Annotated in this window: 18 protein-coding genes; 14 read left to right on the top strand and 4 right to left on the bottom strand. The window is 44.1% G+C overall.

What is annotated here, in order from left to right; translation table 11 throughout:
• Nucleotides 1-119 precede the first annotated feature (119 nt).
• Nucleotides 120-821, top strand: coding sequence for a protein-L-isoaspartate(D-aspartate) O-methyltransferase (locus tag AB3489_RS00395; protein ID WP_368293518.1), 702 nt, complete (start codon nucleotides 120-122; stop codon nucleotides 819-821).
• Here AB3489_RS00395 and queF read toward each other — a convergent pair.
• The 4 genes from queF to AB3489_RS00375 form a co-directional block, all read right to left on the bottom strand.
• Complete coding sequence (gene queF, locus AB3489_RS00390; RefSeq protein ID WP_015042314.1) at nucleotides 805-1,269, bottom strand: preQ(1) synthase; 465 nt, start codon at nucleotides 1,267-1,269, stop codon at nucleotides 805-807. The genes AB3489_RS00395 and queF overlap by 17 nt on opposite strands.
• Entirely contained in the window at nucleotides 1,250-1,798 is a 549-nt protein-coding gene (locus AB3489_RS00385; protein ID WP_368293517.1) for a VUT family protein, read from the bottom strand. The genes queF and AB3489_RS00385 overlap by 20 nt, the downstream gene beginning before the upstream one ends.
• Nucleotides 1,799-1,967: 169 nt before the next feature.
• The gene (locus AB3489_RS00380) at nucleotides 1,968-2,681 is read right to left on the bottom strand and encodes a GntR family transcriptional regulator (RefSeq protein WP_368293515.1); all 714 of its coding nucleotides are present in this window, start codon (nucleotides 2,679-2,681) and stop codon (nucleotides 1,968-1,970) included.
• 101 nt (nucleotides 2,682-2,782) lie between these two features.
• Complete coding sequence (locus tag AB3489_RS00375; RefSeq protein ID WP_368293514.1) at nucleotides 2,783-4,573, bottom strand: ASKHA domain-containing protein; 1,791 nt, start codon at nucleotides 4,571-4,573, stop codon at nucleotides 2,783-2,785.
• 342 nt (nucleotides 4,574-4,915) lie between these two features.
• On the opposite strand from AB3489_RS00375, the gene AB3489_RS00370 reads away from it, so the two are divergent.
• The 13 genes from AB3489_RS00370 to acsE all read left to right on the top strand — a co-directional run bounded on the left by AB3489_RS00370 (nucleotide 4,916) and on the right by acsE (nucleotide 20,394).
• A complete protein-coding gene (locus tag AB3489_RS00370) occupies nucleotides 4,916-6,478 on the top strand; it encodes a methylenetetrahydrofolate reductase C-terminal domain-containing protein (protein ID WP_368293513.1) in 1,563 nt (520 codons plus the stop codon).
• Nucleotides 6,479-6,578: 100 nt separating this feature from the next.
• Nucleotides 6,579-7,484 (top strand): formate/nitrite transporter family protein, encoded by a 906-nt coding sequence (locus AB3489_RS00365; RefSeq protein ID WP_019224852.1) that lies wholly within the window; start codon nucleotides 6,579-6,581, stop codon nucleotides 7,482-7,484.
• Between the two features lie 46 nt (nucleotides 7,485-7,530).
• Nucleotides 7,531-9,207: a formate--tetrahydrofolate ligase gene (locus AB3489_RS00360; RefSeq protein ID WP_368293511.1), complete on the top strand. Its 1,677-nt coding sequence runs from the start codon at nucleotides 7,531-7,533 to the stop codon at nucleotides 9,205-9,207.
• Nucleotides 9,208-9,477: 270 nt separating this feature from the next.
• Nucleotides 9,478-10,110: a cyclodeaminase/cyclohydrolase family protein gene (locus AB3489_RS00355; protein ID WP_368293509.1), complete on the top strand. Its 633-nt coding sequence runs from the start codon at nucleotides 9,478-9,480 to the stop codon at nucleotides 10,108-10,110.
• A gap of 5 nt (nucleotides 10,111-10,115) precedes the next feature.
• Nucleotides 10,116-10,967 (top strand): bifunctional 5,10-methylenetetrahydrofolate dehydrogenase/5,10-methenyltetrahydrofolate cyclohydrolase, encoded by an 852-nt coding sequence (locus AB3489_RS00350; RefSeq protein WP_019224855.1) that lies wholly within the window; start codon nucleotides 10,116-10,118, stop codon nucleotides 10,965-10,967.
• A 186-nt stretch (nucleotides 10,968-11,153) separates the two neighbouring features.
• Nucleotides 11,154-11,957: a methyltetrahydrofolate cobalamin methyltransferase gene (locus AB3489_RS00345; protein WP_368293507.1), complete on the top strand. Its 804-nt coding sequence runs from the start codon at nucleotides 11,154-11,156 to the stop codon at nucleotides 11,955-11,957.
• Between the two features lie 91 nt (nucleotides 11,958-12,048).
• Nucleotides 12,049-12,972, top strand: coding sequence for an amidohydrolase family protein (locus AB3489_RS00340; RefSeq protein WP_368293506.1), 924 nt, complete (start codon nucleotides 12,049-12,051; stop codon nucleotides 12,970-12,972).
• A 585-nt stretch (nucleotides 12,973-13,557) separates the two neighbouring features.
• Nucleotides 13,558-15,522, top strand: coding sequence for an anaerobic carbon-monoxide dehydrogenase catalytic subunit (cooS, locus tag AB3489_RS00335; RefSeq protein ID WP_368293505.1), 1,965 nt, complete (start codon nucleotides 13,558-13,560; stop codon nucleotides 15,520-15,522).
• 87 nt (nucleotides 15,523-15,609) lie between these two features.
• On the top strand, nucleotides 15,610-16,383 hold the full coding sequence (locus AB3489_RS00330; protein ID WP_368293504.1) for an AAA family ATPase: 774 nt from the start codon (nucleotides 15,610-15,612) through the stop codon (nucleotides 16,381-16,383).
• Nucleotides 16,384-16,388: 5 nt separating this feature from the next.
• Nucleotides 16,389-17,156, top strand: coding sequence for an AAA family ATPase (locus AB3489_RS00325; RefSeq protein ID WP_368293503.1), 768 nt, complete (start codon nucleotides 16,389-16,391; stop codon nucleotides 17,154-17,156).
• A 19-nt stretch (nucleotides 17,157-17,175) separates the two neighbouring features.
• A complete protein-coding gene (gene acsD / locus AB3489_RS00320) occupies nucleotides 17,176-18,120 on the top strand; it encodes an acetyl-CoA decarbonylase/synthase complex subunit delta (protein WP_025204938.1) in 945 nt (314 codons plus the stop codon).
• A gap of 51 nt (nucleotides 18,121-18,171) precedes the next feature.
• Nucleotides 18,172-19,527 carry an acetyl-CoA decarbonylase/synthase complex subunit gamma gene (acsC, locus tag AB3489_RS00315; protein WP_368293501.1) on the top strand — a complete coding sequence of 452 codons (1,356 nt, stop codon included), beginning with the start codon at nucleotides 18,172-18,174 and terminating at the stop codon, nucleotides 19,525-19,527.
• Nucleotides 19,528-19,608: 81 nt separating this feature from the next.
• Complete coding sequence (acsE, locus tag AB3489_RS00310) at nucleotides 19,609-20,394, top strand: carbon monoxide dehydrogenase/acetyl-CoA synthase methytransferase subunit (protein WP_368293500.1); 786 nt, start codon at nucleotides 19,609-19,611, stop codon at nucleotides 20,392-20,394.
• Nucleotides 20,395-20,409 lie beyond the last annotated feature (15 nt).

Below are 20,409 nucleotides of genomic sequence, written 5' to 3'. Positions count from 1 at the left end.
AATTTTATTATACTATAATTAATGAGAAAACAGGCCAAAATAATTCCAATCAGTACCCGATTAAGCTGAATAGATGAACACGGCCACCGAAATTATCTGAGAAAAGAAGTGATCAGACTATGCAAAACTGGCAGGAAAAAGCAGCTATACTTGTTGATGAGTATGTAGCTCCTCAAGGAGTTCATGGCAAACGCATCCTGGACGCCATTAAAAAAATCCCCAGACATTTGTTTATCCCTGAAGATTTATGGTCCTACAGTTATGATGATGAACCGCTTCCGATCGGAGAGAAGCAGACGATTTCCCAGCCCTTTATTGTCGCTAAAATGACCGAACTATTGGCTTTGGAACCTGGTGACAAAGTCCTTGAAATAGGTACGGGTTCCGGCTATCAGTCTGCTTTGCTGGCCGAGATGGGTATGTCCGTGACAACCATCGAAAGAATTGAAGCGCTCGCCCTTAAAGTTCGAATATTATTTGAACAGCTGAACTATCCGATCTGCAGTATCATTGCTGACGGCCGAAACGGTTATGAACCAAATGCACCATACCGGGGAATCATCGTAACGGCAGCGGCACCGGTCATTGAACCTTGCTGGCTTGAGCAACTCGATGTCGGCGGAAGAATCGTTGTCCCACTTGAAGCCGGCGAAGGGCTAGCCTGTCAGCGTTTGCTGGTCAGACAAAAGACCAGTACAAATCTGGAAGGCTATATTGACAGCTGGGATGACTACTGCCGCTTTGTACCGCTGCTCTCTGGGACAGCAGCGGGGACAAAAGAAGCGCTCCCATGTCCTCACTCGTCTATTTCCCGTACTTAAGCAGCCTCTTCACGGCAAATTCTACCCATTTACTGTCCGGCTGTCCATAATTGCTGTAAGGATGAATGGAAATCCCTCCTCTGGGGCTGAATTCTCCTATAACCTCGATGTATCTGGGTTCAAGCAGCCGGATCAGGTCTTTCATGATGATGTTGACAACATCTTCGTGAAAACCTCCATGGTTGCGGAAACTAAAAAGATATAGCTTCAACGATTTGCTTTCTACCAATTTTTGATCCGGGATATAATTGATAATCATCGTTCCAAAATCCGGTTGGCCGGTAATCGGACACAAGCTGGTAAATTCAGGGCAATTTAAGCGGACAAAATAATTATTATCGGGATACTTGTTTGCAAAACTCTCCAGTATGTCCGAATCATAATCAAAAACATAGCGTGTTTGTCCCGATCCCAGAAGTGACAGGCCCTCAGTTTCCTTGTTTTTCATTTACGGTAACCTCCCAGCGGTTCTTAATCATAAACAGAATGCTTATTCCGAGCACTTGCATCAGACTCTTAACAGCAAACTGCCCCAGTACTGCATTCGGCACAAAATCCCAGGTCAGAATGCCTGAAATAAGCGGGGACAGACCAATTAATATAAAGACTACACTATCGAGAAAACTGCTGACAATCCCGCTCGCAAACACTTTACGCAGGAAAGAGCCTTTAAGCCTCGTATAAATTTCCGTGTCTGCCGATTCCGAGATCAAAAAGGAAATGGCTGAAGCCAAAGTAATGGTCAAAGTATCTCCAAGAAGTTTGGAGGAAACAGCCGATAGGACAAGAGCCGTGGTAATCGCCAGATAAGCAGTTTTTCGCCCGTACTTGCGCTGGATAATGTCCCTAAGTACCAGCGTCACCCCGATCAGCCAGCTTCCGTAAGGAATTAAAAACGGTCCTATCTGCAAAGGTGCCAGCGCTGCAGTAATGATATTCGCAATAATGATGGCAGCTAAATAAAGAATAAGCAACATTATTTTTCTCCTAATAATAAATAATGATCCAAAAGTGTGCCACCCCTTGCCGTCCATGGATGTTAAAATAAAAAGGGCATGTAACTGCCCTAAAACTACCAGACGATAGCTTTCCTAGTTTTGTTTAGAGACAGGATGGATGCCGAACTGTCTTATTAAGTTAAATGGTCTATTCCATATCGGTAAACGGCCAGGATGCGGATAGCTTGCAGCTGTCTCCTCGATAATAAGTAATACCCAGCCCGATTGGCTTATCCTGTGTATTAAACAGTCTTTGCTCAACAACCAAAAGTGGGAGGGCATTGTACAGGGACAGGTATTTTGATATTTTTTCATCAGGCATTTGGGCAGAAATTGTTAATTCTTTCTTAATCGCAAACAGAGAAGTATACCGAGAAACAATTTCCGGGAAAGTACTGTATTTGATTTCTTTTTCAACGATAGGCATTCCCTTGTAGTAAATCAGATATTTTTCATCATACGCGACTGCTTCTCCATTGCTGTAATGGGTCCGTTTAACCATAATTATTTTTTTGCTTTGGGGTATATTCAGACTGTCAATGAGTCTTGGTGTCGGCAGGATAATTTTAACTTCAATCAGCTTGGTTGTATCGATGGTGTTAATCAGATTTGCCATCTCGTTGTAATATAAGATGTATTTCTTGGAATCCGGCTCATTCACAAAGCTACCCTTGCCAGGGATAGAGGTGATATATCCCTCATTCACTAAAATTGCCAGACCCTTGCGGACCGTCATCCGGCTCACGCCATAGGTATCGCATAATGAATTTTCTGAAGGGATCGCATCTCCCGGTTTCAAAACACCCTCTTTAATTTTTTTCTTTATCTCTTCAATAATATGTTGATAGATTGGTAATTCCATCTTCTTACTCCTCGGCAATTATTTAGTTATCATATATTATACATAGGAACAGATTAATAAATCCATCAATATTTTTTAAGCAACTAATTTATTTACTTTCTTTAAAAACCTGTATTCAGCAGATATTCCTGTTGAAAAGCAGGATTTGCCGCCAGGTCAAAATGCGTTATCTTTGCCAATAATATCAAAGTATTTATCCGTATATTTCTGGACAGTAGAAAATTCGATGCTCCGGCTCCTGCCGCATTGCCTATGGACCGGATGGGTACATTCGAAAAATTGGGAAACAAACCTAGTACCTGAGCACTTGGAGCGTCAATATAGTTGCCAAAGGCCCCGGCAATCAGAATTTCCTCGAGATCTTCTCCTTCCAGCCCATATTCTTTCATTAATAGCATGCATCCTGTATAAATGGCGCTTTTGGCAAGCTGTACAGCACGAATATCCTTTTGGCTGATGTAAATTCGGTCGTTATCACCGGACTGTCCCTCATCCATCAGGTAGAAAACGCTGACCCCGTCAAGATTTGCCAGATAATTGGCAAATCTTTGATTTTCCGGCCGACAAACTTTTAAATATTTGTCGGGAGACAGCAATCTGCCTTCTTTACTGATCAGCTCGGCTTTCAGCATTTCTGCAACTGCATCAACAATACCGGAGCCACAAATCCCTTTGGGCTGTTCTCCGCCAATCACTTTTAATTCAATTTTACCTTCCGACAGTTTTACCCGTTCGATGGCTCCGTTTGTTCCACGCATTCCAAAGCGGATCGTTGCTCCTTCGAGGGCCGGTCCGGCAGCAGTTGATGTGGCCAGCCATTTCTTCTCGTTCCCCAATAAAATTTCGCCGTTTGTTCCAAGGTCAATAATCAATCTGTTCCCTTGACGTTCCCCTTCAGGCAAAGCCAGCAGAACAGCCAAAGTGTCCGCTCCGACGAAGCCCCCGATCAAAGGTAAAAAATCAATAATGGCATTGGGATGAATGTTAAGGCTCAACTCCCGTGCTGTTGTCAACACTTCACTTAAAATCGTATTGGTGTAAGGCGTCCTGCCAAGCGATCCAGGATGCAAACCTAAAAAGAGGTGCTGCATGGCACTGTTGCCGCAAATCACCATCGTATAGATATTTTCGGCGCTGATTTGGTTTTGCTGTATCGCTTCCAGAATCAGAGCGTTAATGGTCTCTGCCACTTTACGCTGAAGAATTTTTAGCCCTTCAGGATTCTTCATCGCCGCCATGATACGGGATATAACATCCGCGCCTTCCGTAATCTGACCGTTCAAGGCGGAATATACCCCTACTTTTTTGCCGCTATTAAGGTCATATAAGTAGGCCACAACAGAGGTACTCCCAAGGTCAACGGCAAATCCATAATTGCTGGCTGAGGTGTCGCCCTGCTCAATATCAAGCAGCTGTTCGTCTATTAAGACCAAAGTAATGCCGTCCATTTCCTGTTTCTGCATCAGCTGTGATAATTTTTGCAGAAGGCATAAAGCTGGCGTATTAATCCGGACCGGAACCTTGGCTTGAATATGTTCCCAGTCCCCGTAATAGAACGGTGTTTTTAGAAACTTCTTATCGATAAAAATCTTTTTAACCGGCGGATCGATGTTCAGCTCTGTTTCAATGCGGTCCGTTAAAATCGAGGCTTCATGTTTGTAGTCTCCATATTTAAGATAAACGATCAAGCCGTCGCTTACTGGTTCCTGACACGCCAATACTTCCTGCCGTATGCCGTCCTTTTCTATTTCGACTGTGCATTTTTTACATGTGCCTTTTCCTCCGCATACAAGATCAAGCGGATATCCAAGGCCTGAACATGCAACAGCAACCGTGTCATTCTTCTGGCATAAGATTTCTTTATTCTGGCTTGGAAATAGAACTTTTTTCATCATATTGTTTTCCTTTCTGTTATAATAAAACCTGCCATTTTCAGCGAAGGACAACCGTCTTTTTCCAAGAATCATTCTAACATATCATATTATAAAACGTAACTTTCCTTAATTACAAGTCGGTGGTTGAGGCTATTGTCGAAATAGAAATTATTTTCTAAAAAATCTCTTGTTTTTTGTCTTTTGAATATATTGACTATTGAAAATTTGGGTGATATATTAGAGTAAGCAAAACTCCTGTATATACAATAGTATACATCATTTTGGACACAATTTATCTCTTTTCATTATCTTATCTTATGTTAGATTTTCTCAGAGAATAATTGGAAAAGGGGGATACTCATGGAGAACGCTTTTCGCAAATCAATACAGGACAACAATGAGTTTATTGTAACATGGGAACTCGTACCAGGCCGTGGCTCCAAAGAAGTTTCCCAGGAAAAAGCGCTTCAATTGGCGGAGCAGGCTGCTAAAGGGAAAAAGATCCATGCGGTTAGTCTGACTGACAACCCGGGTGGAAGCGTCGGCATTAATCCTGAGGGCATTGGCAGGGAAATCAAGGGCCTAGGCTTAGATGCAATCATTCACGTTGCCTGCAAAGACAAAAACCGCACGCAACTGGAAAGCCAGCTTTTTTCCCTGGAGCGTTCGGGACTCCATAACTTGTTGGTACTGACCGGCGACCATGATCCGGGTAATTTTTTCGGACGGCCCAAACCGGTTTTTGACCTTGATTCCACTCAGCTCTTGGCCTTTATCGCCAAGATGAATGACGGATTGGAACTCCCCACAGCTAAAGGTATCCATAAACTTCAGCCAACCCATCTTTTTGCGGGTGCTGCTGTTTCACCTTTTAAAGCCACCGAAGCCGAACAGATGCTCCAGTACACCAAGCTCAGAAAGAAGATCGAGAACGGTGCTCAGTTCATTATACCCCAAGTTGGCTACGATGTCAGGAAGTACCACGAACTCTATCAATTTGTGAAGCACAATAACCTGCGCGGATGCTTAATGGGAAATATTTACCTGCTGACTTATGGTGCTGCCAAAGCGATGAGTATGAATAAAGTCCCCGGATGTGTTATTACGGACAAGCTCGTTGCTGAACTGGAACAGGAAAAACAAAGCAGTGACAAGGGTGCCGCCGCCATGCTCGATAGGGCAGCGAAACTCTTTGCTATCCTGAAAGGTATGGGATACAAAGGCGTTCATCTCGGCGGGCATAATACGACGTACGAACAAGTTGAATATATTATTGACCGCGGAAACGAACTGGCCGCCAACTGGCAGGATTATGTCCGGGAGTTTGACTATCCTCAGAAAAACGGTTTCTATGTTTACGCCAAAGATGAAAAGACCGGCCTGAATACTGCTCAAAAATCCAATGACTACAACAATTATGAGAAGAGCTTTGATTTAAATTATAAGATGTCCAGAGTTGTTCACAAAATGATGTTTGAACCCAACAAAGGAATGTTCGGCTTTATGCGTGGATTTTGTCATGCCATAAAAGATTCTGCGTTGGAAAAACCTTTTCACAGCATTGAGCACTTTGCCAAATCCTGCATGTACAATTGCCAGGACTGTGGTGACTGTGCGCTGATTGATGTAGCCTACGTCTGTCCAATGGGCAACTGTCCCAAGAACCAACGGAACGGCCCATGTGAAGGAAGCTACAACGGCTGGTGTGAAGTGTATCCGAACAAGCAGAAGTGCATCTGGGTCAAAGCCTATTACCGCTTAAAAGGCTATTCTGAGGAAGAAAAGCTGAATTCCTATCATGTGAGCCCTTACAATTGGGAAAAACAGCATACTTCAGGCTGGATAAACTTTTTTCAAGGCCAGGACCACTCTGCGGAAAGACTTGGCATTAAACCTATAACAAATTTCGAAGAAAAAGAATAAAGGTCATAAGGTTTAAAGGCCATTCAGTCTTTGTAACCGTCCTTTAAACTTTATGACCTTTTAAATCAGCCTAAATACACTTATAATAGGGGTAGGAGAAATGGAAAAAATGTTTAAAACTCCTTCAGAGATTACTGAGGGATTTGTAGAATATGGAAAGAATAAAACGAATTCTTCTATATTGAAATTGCTGCTGTTGGCAATCCTAGCAGGAGCCTTTATTGCCTTCGCGGCGGAAGGCTCTAATACTGCCATTCACACCATCACTTCTGTTGGCTTAGGCAAAGCACTCGCTGGTGCTTTATTTGCCACAGGACTGATGATGGTGGTTATCACCGGAGCTGAATTATTCACCGGAAACACCCTGATTGTGGTATCTTGTATGGAAAAAGAATCAAGATGGCTAAAGATGCTGCGGAATTGGACGATTGTCTATGTCGGGAACTTTATTGGTTCCATGCTTATCGTCCTGTTTATCCTTTACTCCGGCCAGTTTGACTTTTCCGCAGGTTTGCTCGGAGGGTTTACAATCAAAGTCGCCGCATACAAGACGGGCCTGACTTTCCCGAAAGCTTTCTTCATGGGGATCTTGTGCAACTGGCTAGTTTGTATGGCCGTTTGGATGGCGAATGCAGCCAAGGATATTACCGGTAAACTCCTCGCTATCTTTTTCCCGATCTGGCTGTTTATTACTTCCGGTTTTGAACACTGTGTAGCCAATATGTATTACATTCCTGCCGGCATTCTCGCCAAAGCCAACCCAACCTGGGTGGCCCAGGCTGCAACGCTCGGTGTAACACCTGAAAAACTTGCTCACCTTAACTGGGGAACGTTTGTTGTGAATAACCTTATTCCTGTTACGCTCGGAAATATTGTCGGCGGCAGCCTGTTTGTCGGGATTATTTACTGGATGAGTTTCATGTACAAAAAAAAACCTACTGCTGTTATGGATATAGACCATCTTGTCCAGAAAAAATTTGATAGTGCTTACGTAAAATCTAAATAAAGTTAAGCAAAGATGTCCATAATTAAAAAAAGGGGGAAAACAACCAATGGCTTTCAAAAGTGATATTGAAATTGCCCAGGAATCAACCATGCTGCCTGTATTAGATGTAGCAAAAGAACTCGGAATCCCCGAGGATTATCTGGAATCCTATGGCAAATACAAAGCCAAAGTCGACTACAACTTATTGAATCAAAAAGCGGACACACCGAATGGCAAACTGATTCTGGTTACTGCCATCAACCCGACTCCTGCCGGAGAAGGTAAAACTACGACATCTGTCGGGTTAGGAGATGCTCTCCATTATCTCGGCAAAAAAACTGTTATTGCACTACGCGAACCATCCTTAGGCCCTGTATTTGGTGTCAAAGGTGGCGCCGCTGGCGGCGGTTATGCTCAGGTCGTACCAATGGAAGATATCAACCTTCACTTCACAGGTGATTTTCATGCCATTGGTGCTGCTAACAACCTGATTGCAGCGATGCTCGACAACCATATCCAACAAGGCAACGCGCTGGATATCGATGTTCGCAGAATTACTTGGAAAAGATGCATGGACATGAATGACCGTCAGCTCCGCTCCATTGTCAACGGACTTGGTGGCAAAGCCAATGGTACTCCGAGAGAAGACGGCTTTGACATCACGGTTGCTTCTGAAATCATGGCGATCATGTGCCTGTCCAGCGATATTGACGACTTCAAAGCGAGAGTTGAGAGAATCATTGTCGCCTACAACAGAAGCGGTGAACCCATAACTGCCGGTCAACTGAAATGTCAAGGTGCTGTTGGTGCCCTGATGAAAGATGCTTTAAAACCGAACCTTGTACAAACTCTTGAACATACACCAGCTTTCATCCACGGCGGACCGTTCGCGAACATTGCTCACGGCTGCAATAGTGTTATGGCGACCAAGATGGCTTTAAAACTTGGCGACTATGTTGTAACTGAAGCTGGATTCGGTGCTGACCTCGGCGCTGAGAAATTTATTGATATCAAATGTCGTTTAAGTGGCCTGCGTCCGGAAGCCGTTGTTATCGTTGCAACCGTTCGTGCGCTCAAATCCCATGGCGGCGTAGCTAAAGCTGATCTCAACAAAGAAAACCTGGAGGCCCTCAAAAAAGGCTTGCCGAACCTCTTAAAACACGTTGAAAACGTCACCGTCAACTTTGGTCTGCCTGCCGTTGTTGCGATCAATAAATTCCCGACCGACAGCGAAGCTGAACTGGCAATGATTGAAGACGAGTGCAAGAAACTGGGCGTTAATGTAGCCCTTTCCGAAGTTTGGGAAAAAGGCGGCCATGGCGGCGCGAAACTGGCTGAAGAAGTCCTTCGCATCATTGACAGCCCGAAAAGCTTTAACTTTGCTTATGACATCAACATGGGCCTCAAAGACAAGATTACCGCAATTGCCACCAAGATCTATGGTGCAGACGGTGTTGACTTCATTGGCAGCAGCTCCGCAGATATCGAGAACATCGAAAAGATCGGCTATCGTGATGTTCCGGTCTGTATGGCGAAGACCCAGTATTCCTTGTCTGATGACCAGAAGAAACTGGGACGTCCATCAGGCTTCAGAATCTCGATCCGTGGCGTGAAGATTTCTGCTGGTGCGGGCTTTGCCGTTGCACTTACCGGGGACATCATGACCATGCCCGGCCTGCCGAAAGTACCGTCCGCTGAAAACATTGACGTAGACAGCACCGGTAAGATTTCCGGCTTATTCTAAGATAAAGTTTGATATTGTTTCCAATAAGAATGAGATGGCAGCTTTGTACTACCATCTCATTCTATAAATGCTCTTAATCTTTATTAACTGACGTTGTCTATGTATTACACAGACTAGTTTCTAGAGCAAGATACCAGAATTTAAGCTTTGAGTATTTTGTAGAATACTTGTCTTAAGATAACATAACTATGGGATCGCTATATATTGGTTGCTCATGCAATAATCAGTAGCTAAGAATTTAGAAAAAATGAAGAACAGGAGATGGATATTATGTTGAAAAAGAGCTGTATCGAATTTGTAGATGCTCTGTCTTCCAAAGAGCCGGTTCCTGGCGGCGGCGGTGCTTCTGCATATGTTGGCTCCATCGGCACGGCGCTGGGTGTCATGGTAGGAAGTTTAACTGTCGGCAAGAAGAAATATGCTGATGTTGAAGCCGATGTACTCGTCCTTATGGAAAAAGGCCAGAAGATCATTGAAAAACTGCAGGTTCTGGTCAAGGAAGATGCTGATGCTTTCTATCCGCTTTCCCAGGCTTACGGACTACCCAAAAATACTGAAGAAGAAATCCGGATCAAAGAAGAAACCCTGCAGGCTGCTTTGGTTAAAGCAACACTTGTACCGCTTGATATTGTTAGATGCTGCGCTGACGGCATCAATCTTCAGGAAGAGTTTGCTCAGAAAGGCACCCGTATTGCGATCAGCGACGTCGGTGTCGGCGTAACCTTCCTGAAAGCTGCGCTCGAAGGCGCCAAGCTGAATGTCTTAATCAACACCCAAATCATGAAAGATCAGGTTCTAAAACAGAAAATCGAGACCGAACTGAACGAACTTGTCACCACATATACCGCCAAAGCCGACCACATCTTTGCGGAAGTTCAGAATGCAATTACGGGAGGTAAATAAGCAGCATGACTCAGATTCTTAACGCTAAACCCGTTGTCCAGGCCATGAAAGAAAACCTCCAGCAGGAAGTTGCGGCTTTAAAAGCTGAAGGCATCAACCCGACCTTAGGCATCATTCGCGTTGGCAGCCGTCCGGACGACGTTTACTATGAAAACAGTATTATTAAAAACTGCGATAATCTTGGCATTGCAACCAAGACCTATCCTTTGGACTTAAATATCAGCATGGAAGAATTCACAAAAGTCATGACGGGAGTCAACAATGACAGTACCGTTCATGGCATCATGCTGTTCCGTCCACTACCGAAACAGCTGGACGAAGAAGTCATCAAGCACCTGATCTCGGCAGATAAAGACATTGACTGCATGAATCCACTGAACCTGGCCAAGGTATTTGAAGGCGATATGAGCGGACTCCTGCCCTGCACGCCCGCAGCATGTATGGAAACCTTGAGCCATTACGGCTACAATCTTAGCGGCGCGAATGTAGTGGTCATGGGAAGAAGCCTAGTTGTAGGAAAACCACTGGCCATGATGCTCTTAAAAGAGAATGCGACCGTAACGATGTGCCATTCCAAGACCAAAGACATGGCTGGAATTGCGAAGAAAGCGGACATTATCATTGCTGCAATGGGCAGAGCCAAAATGATCGATGACAAATACGTATCCGAAAACACTGTCGTCATCGACGTTGGCATCAACGATGCCGGTGACGGCAAGATGTGCGGGGATGTCGATTATGATGCAGTCGTGAACAAAGTCAGTGCGATCACCCCTGTACCGGGCGGCGTAGGTTCGATTACCACCGCGATTTTGATGAAAAACTGTCTGCGGGCAGCCAGAAAAAAACACTGGTAAACCTTGTTGACCCAGCAATTTAAATAGTCTATGAAAGATAGAATATGTAGGATACTTTTATTTTTTAAATCTTTTTAGAATATAGGTATACTTTGTCGAAAAAGATATTGACCGTATGTAGAAACAATGTTAAACTCTAAGCGTATACCTGTATATACAAATTTCATAAAGGAGTGAATTTGATAAATGATTATTATTGGTGAAAAAATCAATGGTACAATCCCTATCGTGAAAAAAGCGATTGAAGAGAGAGATGCTAACTTTATCCGCCAGCGTGCGATTGACCAGACCAATGACGGCGCCCACTACCTAGATGTCAGTGCCAGTACATCACCTGATGTTGAAGTGGAAACACTGAAATGGTTAATGGATATTGTTCAGGATGCCGTTGACACTCCGCTCTGTATTGACAGCCCGAATCCGCGTGCAATTGAAGCCGTTTTTAAATATGCCAAGAGACCGGGACTTATCAATTCCGTTTCCATGGAAGGTGACAAATGCGATATCATTTTCCCGTTGATTAAGGGAACGACTTGGGAAGTCATTGCACTGACTTGCGACAATGACGGAATTCCCAAAGACATTGACACCAGAGTCAGAATTGCAAAGCAAATGGTCGAGGAAGCTGCTAAATATGATATTACTCCTGACAGGATGCATGTCGACCCCTTGGTTATTGCTTTGTCTACTGATAACAATTCTATGTACTCCTTTAATGAAAGCATGACAAGAATCAAAGAAATGTACCCGACAATCAAAATCACTTCCGGTTTGAGCAACATCTCTTTCGGAATGCCTTTAAGAAAAGTTGTCAACCAGAACTTCCTGGCCCTGGCTACTTTCTTTGGTATGGATTCCGCGATTATGGATCCCTGCAGCAGAGATATGATTGCAACCCTGCTTGCAACTGAAGCATTAATGGGTAAAGACAAGAACTGCAGAAAGTTCAGCACCGCTTTCAGACAAGGTAAAATTGGTCCTGTGAAATAAAGATAGACGAGAAAAATGAAATGTTGTGACCACTAGAAAGGGCGGTCCCCTTCTGGTGGTCTGCAAAACCTTTTAAAGCCAGGTGAATAAAATGATTAAAAACATATTGGTTGACGCCCATGTTCATTTGGCTTTAGATGGAATAGCTTTTCAAGAGGCACGTCTGCAGCACAAAGATAACCCTAATTCAACTATAATTACCAATTTCCTTAGAAAATATAAAAAAATGGGGATTTGTGCACTGCGCGACGGAGGAGATAACTTAAATGTATCTCTTCTGGCCAGAGAACTGGCCCTTGAAGAAGGAATGATTCTCCGGACCCCTGGTTTTGCGATCTACAAACAAGGATGCTACGGCAGTTTCTTAGGCAAGCCGGTCGCCGATATGGCTGATTTCAAAAATGTTTTTAAAAAGCTGCTTACGTCAAATCCTGATCATCTTAAGATACTACTGACCGGACTTGTAGATTTTAATCAATTCGGGAAAGTTGACGGCTCACATTTCAGTTATGATGAAATGTACTACATGATACAGACGGCAAAGGATCAAGACCTTCCCGTAATGGTCCACACTAATTCGGCAGAAGCAGTTGGTATCGCTGTGAAAGCCGGTGCAAATACAGTTGAGCATGGTTATTTTCTGACAGAAAATGAATTGCAGCTGATGCTGGAACACGATACCATCTGGATTCCTACGTTAGCACCTTTGGGAAACCTGATTACTTCAAAAGACAGCCGCTTTACAGACCAATTGCCGAATATTGCCCGGATTTATGATGCCCAGAAAGCTCAAGTCAAAAAAGCCTTTGAATTGGGCGTAAAAATCGCCGTTGGCAGCGATGCGGGTTCATACGGTGTATCCCATGGAAAAGGTTTTTATGATGAAGTCGATCACATGGTTATGACAGGAATAAGTAAACACGCCGTTTTGGAGCTGGCCACTGCAAACGGAATCGGCGCTTTAAATCTCAACAATAAAGAATTAGATTATATATTCCAAGCAAAAATCGATTGAGTTGAGGAATTATGATGAAGACAGTAGTGATTTGCTGTAAAATGTTGAAAAACGAGCTTTCTGCCATCATCGGAAAACTGGCATACACTATCCTGTCGTCTAGATCTCCTCAGAATATCATAACATCCCGAGATCCTAACCCTACGTGCTAAGTTACTAAGTGAGATCGATAAGCAAGGTCTTGTGAAAAGATTCTTTTAGTGCAATTATCCTTGTATATACAAAAATATACAGGCCTATACAGATAACTTTTTTAATTTTTATTTATATACAAGTATATATAAATTATGCTGTTAAGAATTGAATTATTGCAATTCAGCCCCCCATTTCGTTCATTAACAACGGATCAATATATTCCCAAAAAATTTCGTACTATAATAATCTTAAATATATAATGTCATTTTTATACCATTTTTACTGCCAGAGATAAAGCTTTGATCCTTTAAAAAAGTTTGTGAATTTACTCATAAATGGCCCGATCTGAGTTAAAACCTCAGTACACGACACTTTTTACTTTAAGTATTAGCCATCTGTAGCAGCTAAACGATTTAAAGACAACGTATGGTTATTGAAGGAGGAAACGCAATGGACGAAAAATTACTGGACGAAACAACACTGTCAGTAGATTTAGCTACTCAAGAACTTTACGTCAAGGCCCGAAATGACGGTTCTGAAACACTCTGGGACAGAAAAGCCGCTCTCAAAAACCAATGTGGTTTTGGTGAGCAAGGTGTATGCTGCCGGATTTGTACTATGGGTCCTTGCCGCGTCAGCCCGATTCCAGGAAAAGGCGTTCAAAAAGGTATTTGCGGCGCCACTGCGGATGTTATTGCTTCCAGGCATTATGCCCGAATGGTAGCAGGCGGTTCATCTGCACACTCCGATCACGGCAGACATATTGCCCATGTACTTCATATGGCAAGTCGGGACGGAGATTATCAAATCCGTGACGAGAAAAAACTGCTGAATGTTGCAGCCAGATGGGGTGTGGCTACAGAAGGCAAAGATATCTACCAGGTTGCCCATGACGTTGCTGAAGCAGCTCTGAATGACTTTGGCAAGCCTTTTGGTTCGATGGTTATTCCGCCAAGTATTACTAAACAAAGATTAAAAGTCTGGGAAGATAATGATATCCTCCCCGATGCTATTGACAAAGAAGTTGTATCGATTATGCATGCTACACATATGGGCTGTACCGCTGATGCTGAAAGCATGATCAATCTTTCCATGCGGACATCTTTGACCGACGGTTGGGGCGGTTCCTATATCGGTACCGAATTCAGCGATATTATCTTTGGAACCCCGATGCCGAGAGAAATTGAAGCCAACATGGGTGTTATTGAGAAAAACATGGTGAACATTGTCTTGCATGGTCATGAACCTAGTTTATCGGAAATGATCGTTGTTGCCGCTGATGACCCTGAGCTAAAAGCTCTTGCCAGGGGTGTCGGCGCAGAGGGAATCAACCTGGTCGGCATTTGCTGTACCGGCAATGAAGTCGCGATGCGTCACGGCATTAAAATTGCCGGGAATTTTAATCAGCAGGAGCTCGCGATTGTTACCGGTGCCGTTGAAGCCATGATTGTGGACGTTCAATGTATCTTCCCTGCCCTGGCCAACCTGGCTCAATGTTACCATACCAAATTTATCACCACCTCAAAACTTGCCAAAATTAAAGACGCCGTTCATATTGAATTTGATGAGAACAACGCCTATGAATGCGCAAAAGGAATAATTCGGAAAGCAGTAGAGAACTATACAAACAGAAAGCACGAAAAAGTTTCCATCCCAACACATAAATCAACCGGCATGATCGGTTACAGCAACCAGGCTATTATTGGCCAGTTGGACCGCGTTGTCAATTCTTATACGCATAAGCCAGGCACGTTTGAACCATTGGCGCAATGCTTGGTCTCTGGTGTATTAAGAGGCGCAGCCGGTGTCGTCGGCTGCAACAACCCGAAGGTGAAAGGTGACCACAGCCATATCGAAATTATTAAAAAGATGCTCGCCAATGACGTAATTGTTGTTGTTACCGGCTGTGCGGCTCAGGCTGCTGCCAAAGCTGGTCTCTTAAGCAAAGATGCCGTCAAGTATTGCGGAGTAGGATTACAAAAAGTATGCGAACTGGCCGATATTCCTCCTGTTCTGCATATGGGTTCCTGTGTTGACAACAGCCGTATCCTTGAGCTGGTTGGTGAAGTAGCCAAGATTCTGGGACTCGATATGAGCGAACTGCCGGTTGTCGGCGCAGCTCCGGAATGGATGTCCGAAAAAGCTGTCGCAATCGGTACCTACGTGGTAAGCTCTGGAATCGATACCTTTCTAGGCGTTGTTCCTCCGGTAACCGGAAGCCCGGAAGTTACGGATATCCTGACAAACAGACTGGAAGACTGGGTAGGGGCAAAATTCTACTTTGAAACTGATCCGGCTGTAGCCGCAGAAAAAATGCTGGCCAGAATTGAAGAAAAGAGAGCCAAAGTCGAAGCGCTTAACGTTCAGAGAATGAATGTTACCGACTATGACGACTTAGCTCCTGCCGGCTTTTAAAAAACGCGGCCATGGTCGTTTTTTTGCCAGAAGAATTTCTTCAGGCAACAGATAACAAAAGATAAATGATGCGTCGGGGTGATTTAAATGAAGATAGCAATTACAGGTAAAGGTGGCGTCGGAAAAACAACTTTTGCAGCAATTCTAAGCAGGCTGTATGCAGCGGAAGGCTACCGGGTCCTGGCAGTTGATGCCGATCCTGATGCCAATCTGGCTTTAGCCCTTGGTTTTCCTGACGAGATTATTTCCAAGATCGTGCCGATTGCCGAAATGAAAGAACTAATTGCAGAAAGAACAAGTACCCCGACCGATTCCTTTAGTAAAATGTTCAAATTAAATCCTCAGGTAGATGATATCCCGGACAAATACTGTACCTGCTGCAACGGTGTAAATCTGTTGACGATGGGTACCGTTGAAAGCGGCGGCAGCGGCTGCGTTTGCCCGGAACATGTCCTGTTGAAAAGACTTACTTCTCATTTAGTCCTGCAAAATAAAGATGTTGTCGTTATGGATATGGAAGCCGGGATTGAGCATCTCGGCAGAGGAACAGCCCAGGGTGTGAATACCTTTATCGCGGTCGTTGAGCCCGGAGCTAGGAGTCTCCAGACGTACCACAAGATTAAGAAGTTGGCTTCCGATATTGGCATACCGAAAATTTATGCTGTGGGCAACAAGATCAAAAACGATTTGGATAAAGCGTATATCCTCGAAAATATCGATCCTGAAGCCTGCCTGGGCTTTATCTCTTACAACGTAGACGTTGTCAATTCTGACCGCCCAGATCAGTCTCCCTTCATGAACAGCAAGATTGTTGAGGAAGTCAAAGCAATTAAGCTCTGCTTTGATCTAGAAAAGAGGTAGTTTCGATGGGAAAAACGATTGCGGTAGCAGGTAAAGGCGGAACCGGAAAAACAACCATTACTGGACTTCTGATCGATTACCTTGTAAAAAACAAGCAAGGACCTGTACTTGCTGTCGATGCAGATGCCAATGCTAACTTGAACGAAGTGCTGGGAGAAACAATCGAAGTTACGCTTGGAGAAATCAGAGAAGAAGTCAATTTAAGAGAAACTATGCGTGACGGCTTTCCTGGAGGAATGACCAAGGCCCAGTACCTTCAGTACCAACTGAATACCGGTATCACTGAAGGAAATGGTTATGACCTCCTCGTCATGGGAAGATCCGAAGGCAAAGGCTGCTACTGTTTCGTCAACGGGATTTTGCGGGAACAGCTCGACAAAGTCTCTGATAAGTACAACTATGTCATAATTGACAATGAAGCCGGCATGGAGCACCTCAGCCGCGGAACAGCAAGAAACATTGATATTTTGATTCTCGTCAGTGACTGTTCGCGCCGCGGTGTCCAGGCGGTAGGCCGTATTAACAAGCTGGTCAAAGAACTAGGTTTAAAAGTAGCTCAACAATATTTAATTATCAATAAAGCCCCGGATGGGAAATTAAACGAGGGAATTATTGAAGAAATTTCCTTGCAGGGGTTGGAACTGCTGGGAATCATTGCCCTGGATCCATTGATATATGCGTATGATTCTCAGGGAAAAGCCTTGGTTAATTTGCCTGATGACAGTTTATCAAAACGGGCAATTAAAGATATCTGCCAAATAATTGGTTTATAAGAAGAAGGAGGAGATTCTAGTGGCTTTTAAAACCTCAGTCCAAAAGTATAGTGGAAGCATTTACAACTTGGAATTAGGGACAGGGGAAAACACCTTAGCGCTCGGTGGACAGAATGTGTTTCCGTTTTACAGTTTTGACGGTGATACCGGTAGTGGTACAAAGATCGGTTTAGAAATTCTTGATGTTTACCCGGAAAATTGGGTAAAAGGCCTTAAAGAACTTTATGGTTCGGTTGTTGGAAATACTGTAGAATGGGCCAAATATGTGGAAGAAAAATTTGCACCCGATTTCATTTGCTTACGGTTTGAAGGCGCAGATCCGAACGGCCTAAATAAATCCTTTGAAGAATGTGCCACTCTGGCTAAGGAAGTTGCTAATGCTGTTAAACTGCCTCTTGTTATTGCCGGGACACAAAATTATGAGAAAGACCTTAAATTATTTGAGAAAGTAGCCCAAGAGCTGGAAGGTAAAAATGTCCTTCTGTTATCCGCTGTTGAAGATAACTATAAGAATGTTGCCGCAGCCGGTGTAACAGCTTATAAACATAAAGTAGCGGCTGAGTCCTCGGTTGACATCAACCTGGCTAAGCAATTAAACATTTTAATCAACCAACTGGAAGTCAAAAACGAAAATATCGTAATGAATGTCGGGACCGCACCTGTCGGTTATGGTTTTGAGTATGTCGCTTCAACCATTGACAGAATCAGACTGGCTGCTTTGGGTCAAAATGATAAAACCTTACAGATGCCGATTATTACACCGGTTGCTTTTGATACCTGGGACGTTAAAGAGTCTGCCTCTACAGAGGAAGATTCTCCGGAATGGGGCTGCCAGGAAGAGCGTGGAATTGCCATGGAGGTTTCCACCGCCGCCAGTGTTATCGCCGTCGGTTCCGATGCTGTTGTTCTGCGTCATCCGCGTTCCGCAGAGACGATCCGTGCTTTGGTGAATAACCTGAAATAATTAATATTTGAAGACTTTGATAGTAATTTTGATTCAAGGAGGAAAATGAAAATGGCAATGTCCGGATTGGATATCTATAAACTGACTCCCAAAACCAACTGTAAAGAATGTGGCTTTCCTACCTGTATGGCTTTTGCGATGAAGGTAGCAGCCGGCGGTGTAGAAATAAGCAAGTGTTCGCACATGAGTGATGATGCGATGGCAAAGCTCTCTGAGTCCACGGCTCCCCTGATGAAGATCGTGACTTTCGGCAAAGGAGAAACCGAATGTAAACTTGGCGGTGAAACTGTTCTTTTCCGTCACGAGAAAACCTTTGTCAACCGCAACAGATTTGCTGTACTGCTTTCCGATGCGATGTCCCAGGAACAAATTGATGCGAAAATCGCCAATATGAAAAGCGTCGACTATGTCCGAATCGGCGAAGAAATGAAAGCTGAAATTGCTGCCCTACAGTATGTTGGAAACAAAGACGCTTATCTGGCTTTAATCAACAAAGTCAAAGCTTCCGGTTTAAAAGTAGCCTATATGCTGGTATGCGCCGATGTTTCCGTGCTGAAAGATGCTTTGGAACTGGTCAAAGATGAACTCCCGATCGTATTCGGTGCTAACAGCAACAACTATCAGGAAATGGTTGCTTTGGTCAAGGAGCTCAAACTGCCTCTCGGCTTAAAAGCCCCCTCACTTTCTGAATTGTATGATCTGGTTGAAAATGTCCAGAAACTTGATTACAAAGAATTACTGCTGGATATCGGCAACGCTTCCGCACGTGAAGCTTTTACCAACGCTGTGCAGATCCGCAGAACAGCTTTAAAAGAACAAGACAGAACCTTTGGTTATCCTTCCGTAGTCTTTGTCAACGAGCTGGCCAAAGGCGACAAATTTATGGAAGTTGCTCTGGCCTCCCTGTTCATCATGAAATATGGTTCCCTTATTGTTATGGACGATATGGATTACACCCGCGCTCTCCCGCTCTTCGGTTTAAGACAGAATATCTATACTGACCCGCAGAAACCGATGAGAGTTGAACCGGAATTCTATCCGATCAATAACCCTGGCGACAACTCACCTGTTTTGATTACGGTCGACTTTGCCCTGACTTACTTTGTTGTTTCCGGTGAAGTGGAAAGATCCAAAGTACCGGCCTGGATGGGAATCCCTGATGCCGGCGGTTACTCTGTACTGACAGCATGGGCCGCAGGCAAGTTTAGCGGCTCGGTCATTGCCAAATTCATTAAAGAGTCTGGCATTGAAAGCAAAACGAAATGCAGAAAGCTTATTATCCCTGGAAAAGTTGCCGTTCTGAAAGGTGACATCCAGGACAGTCTTCCTGACTGGGAAGTTATCATTGGTCCTGATGAAGCCATGCATCTTCCTAAATTCTTAAGGACGATGGAAGGCATTAACTGAACTGAAAAAGATACGAATTAACCTGAAGTATTAACTCGAAGTATTCTGTTCTCAATAAAAAATTTCGGAGGTGCTCCTAACATGGATAGATTTTTAGTAATTGGTGAAAGAATCCACTGTATTTCTCCAATCATTCGGCAGGCCATCGCTGACCGTAATCCTGCCCCGATTCTCCAGAGAGCTAAAGAACAGCTTGATGCCGGTGCTGTTTACCTCGACCTGAATATTGGACCTGCCGAAAGAGACGGCGAAGAAGTCATGGCCTGGGCCGTTCAGCTTCTGCAGAATGAATTTGATAATGTTCCGATTTGTTTGGATACAGCCAATAAAAAAGCAATTGAAGCCGGTATCAGAGTCTACAACCGTTCCAAAGGCAAACCGATTATCAATTCTGCCGATGCCGGTCCAAGACTGGGGCTCTTAGAAGTCGCCGCCGCCAACGATGCCATGGCTATTGCCCTGTGTGCTAAAGACGGCATTCCTTCTGACGTTGAAGAACGCATCACCTACTGCACCGAAATGCTGGAAAAAGCAATGATGCTCGGTATCGACCCGATGGATCTCTTATTTGACCCGCTGTTTCTGGTCATCAAGGGCATGCAGGAAAAAGCACCGGAAGTCCTTGAGACCATTCGCCAGATCACGGAAATGGGCCTCAGAACCAATGCTGGATTAAGCAATGTCTCCAATGGTGCTCCAAAACATGTCCGTCCGATCATTGACGCCACCTATTGTGCAATGGCCATGCAATGCGGTCTGACTGCAGCCATTGTAAACCCTTGCGACCACAGGCTTATGGAGACAATCAAAACCTGTGATATGATTAAAGGCAATATGTTATATGCCGATTCCTACCTGGAGCTATGATTGATAGCCTCGTCT

This window comes from Dehalobacter sp. TBBPA1, assembly GCF_040931655.1.
GTDB classification, from domain to species: domain Bacteria; phylum Bacillota; class Desulfitobacteriia; order Desulfitobacteriales; family Syntrophobotulaceae; genus Dehalobacter; species Dehalobacter restrictus.
The sequence above is the reverse complement of the archived record's forward strand: the minus strand, read 5'-3'. Positions and strand labels throughout refer to the sequence as shown.

Bases quoted from the DNA above. Each gene is read 5' to 3' on its own strand.
- AB3489_RS00395 (WP_368293518.1), top strand. From the start codon at position 120: ATGCAAAACTGGCAGGAAAAAGCAGCTATACTTGTTGATGAGTATGTA.
- queF (WP_015042314.1), bottom strand. From the start codon at position 1,269: ATGAAAAACAAGGAAACTGAGGGCCTGTCACTTCTGGGATCGGGACAA.
- AB3489_RS00385 (WP_368293517.1), bottom strand. From the start codon at position 1,798: ATGTTGCTTATTCTTTATTTAGCTGCCATCATTATTGCGAATATCATT.
- AB3489_RS00380 (WP_368293515.1), bottom strand. From the start codon at position 2,681: ATGGAATTACCAATCTATCAACATATTATTGAAGAGATAAAGAAAAAA.
- AB3489_RS00375 (WP_368293514.1), bottom strand. From the start codon at position 4,573: ATGAAAAAAGTTCTATTTCCAAGCCAGAATAAAGAAATCTTATGCCAG.
- AB3489_RS00370 (WP_368293513.1), top strand. From the start codon at position 4,916: ATGGAGAACGCTTTTCGCAAATCAATACAGGACAACAATGAGTTTATT.
- AB3489_RS00365 (WP_019224852.1), top strand. From the start codon at position 6,579: ATGGAAAAAATGTTTAAAACTCCTTCAGAGATTACTGAGGGATTTGTA.
- AB3489_RS00360 (WP_368293511.1), top strand. From the start codon at position 7,531: ATGGCTTTCAAAAGTGATATTGAAATTGCCCAGGAATCAACCATGCTG.
- AB3489_RS00355 (WP_368293509.1), top strand. From the start codon at position 9,478: ATGTTGAAAAAGAGCTGTATCGAATTTGTAGATGCTCTGTCTTCCAAA.
- AB3489_RS00350 (WP_019224855.1), top strand. From the start codon at position 10,116: ATGACTCAGATTCTTAACGCTAAACCCGTTGTCCAGGCCATGAAAGAA.
- AB3489_RS00345 (WP_368293507.1), top strand. From the start codon at position 11,154: ATGATTATTATTGGTGAAAAAATCAATGGTACAATCCCTATCGTGAAA.
- AB3489_RS00340 (WP_368293506.1), top strand. From the start codon at position 12,049: ATGATTAAAAACATATTGGTTGACGCCCATGTTCATTTGGCTTTAGAT.
- cooS (WP_368293505.1), top strand. From the start codon at position 13,558: ATGGACGAAAAATTACTGGACGAAACAACACTGTCAGTAGATTTAGCT.
- AB3489_RS00330 (WP_368293504.1), top strand. From the start codon at position 15,610: ATGAAGATAGCAATTACAGGTAAAGGTGGCGTCGGAAAAACAACTTTT.
- AB3489_RS00325 (WP_368293503.1), top strand. From the start codon at position 16,389: ATGGGAAAAACGATTGCGGTAGCAGGTAAAGGCGGAACCGGAAAAACA.
- acsC (WP_368293501.1), top strand. From the start codon at position 18,172: ATGGCAATGTCCGGATTGGATATCTATAAACTGACTCCCAAAACCAAC.
- acsE (WP_368293500.1), top strand. From the start codon at position 19,609: ATGGATAGATTTTTAGTAATTGGTGAAAGAATCCACTGTATTTCTCCA.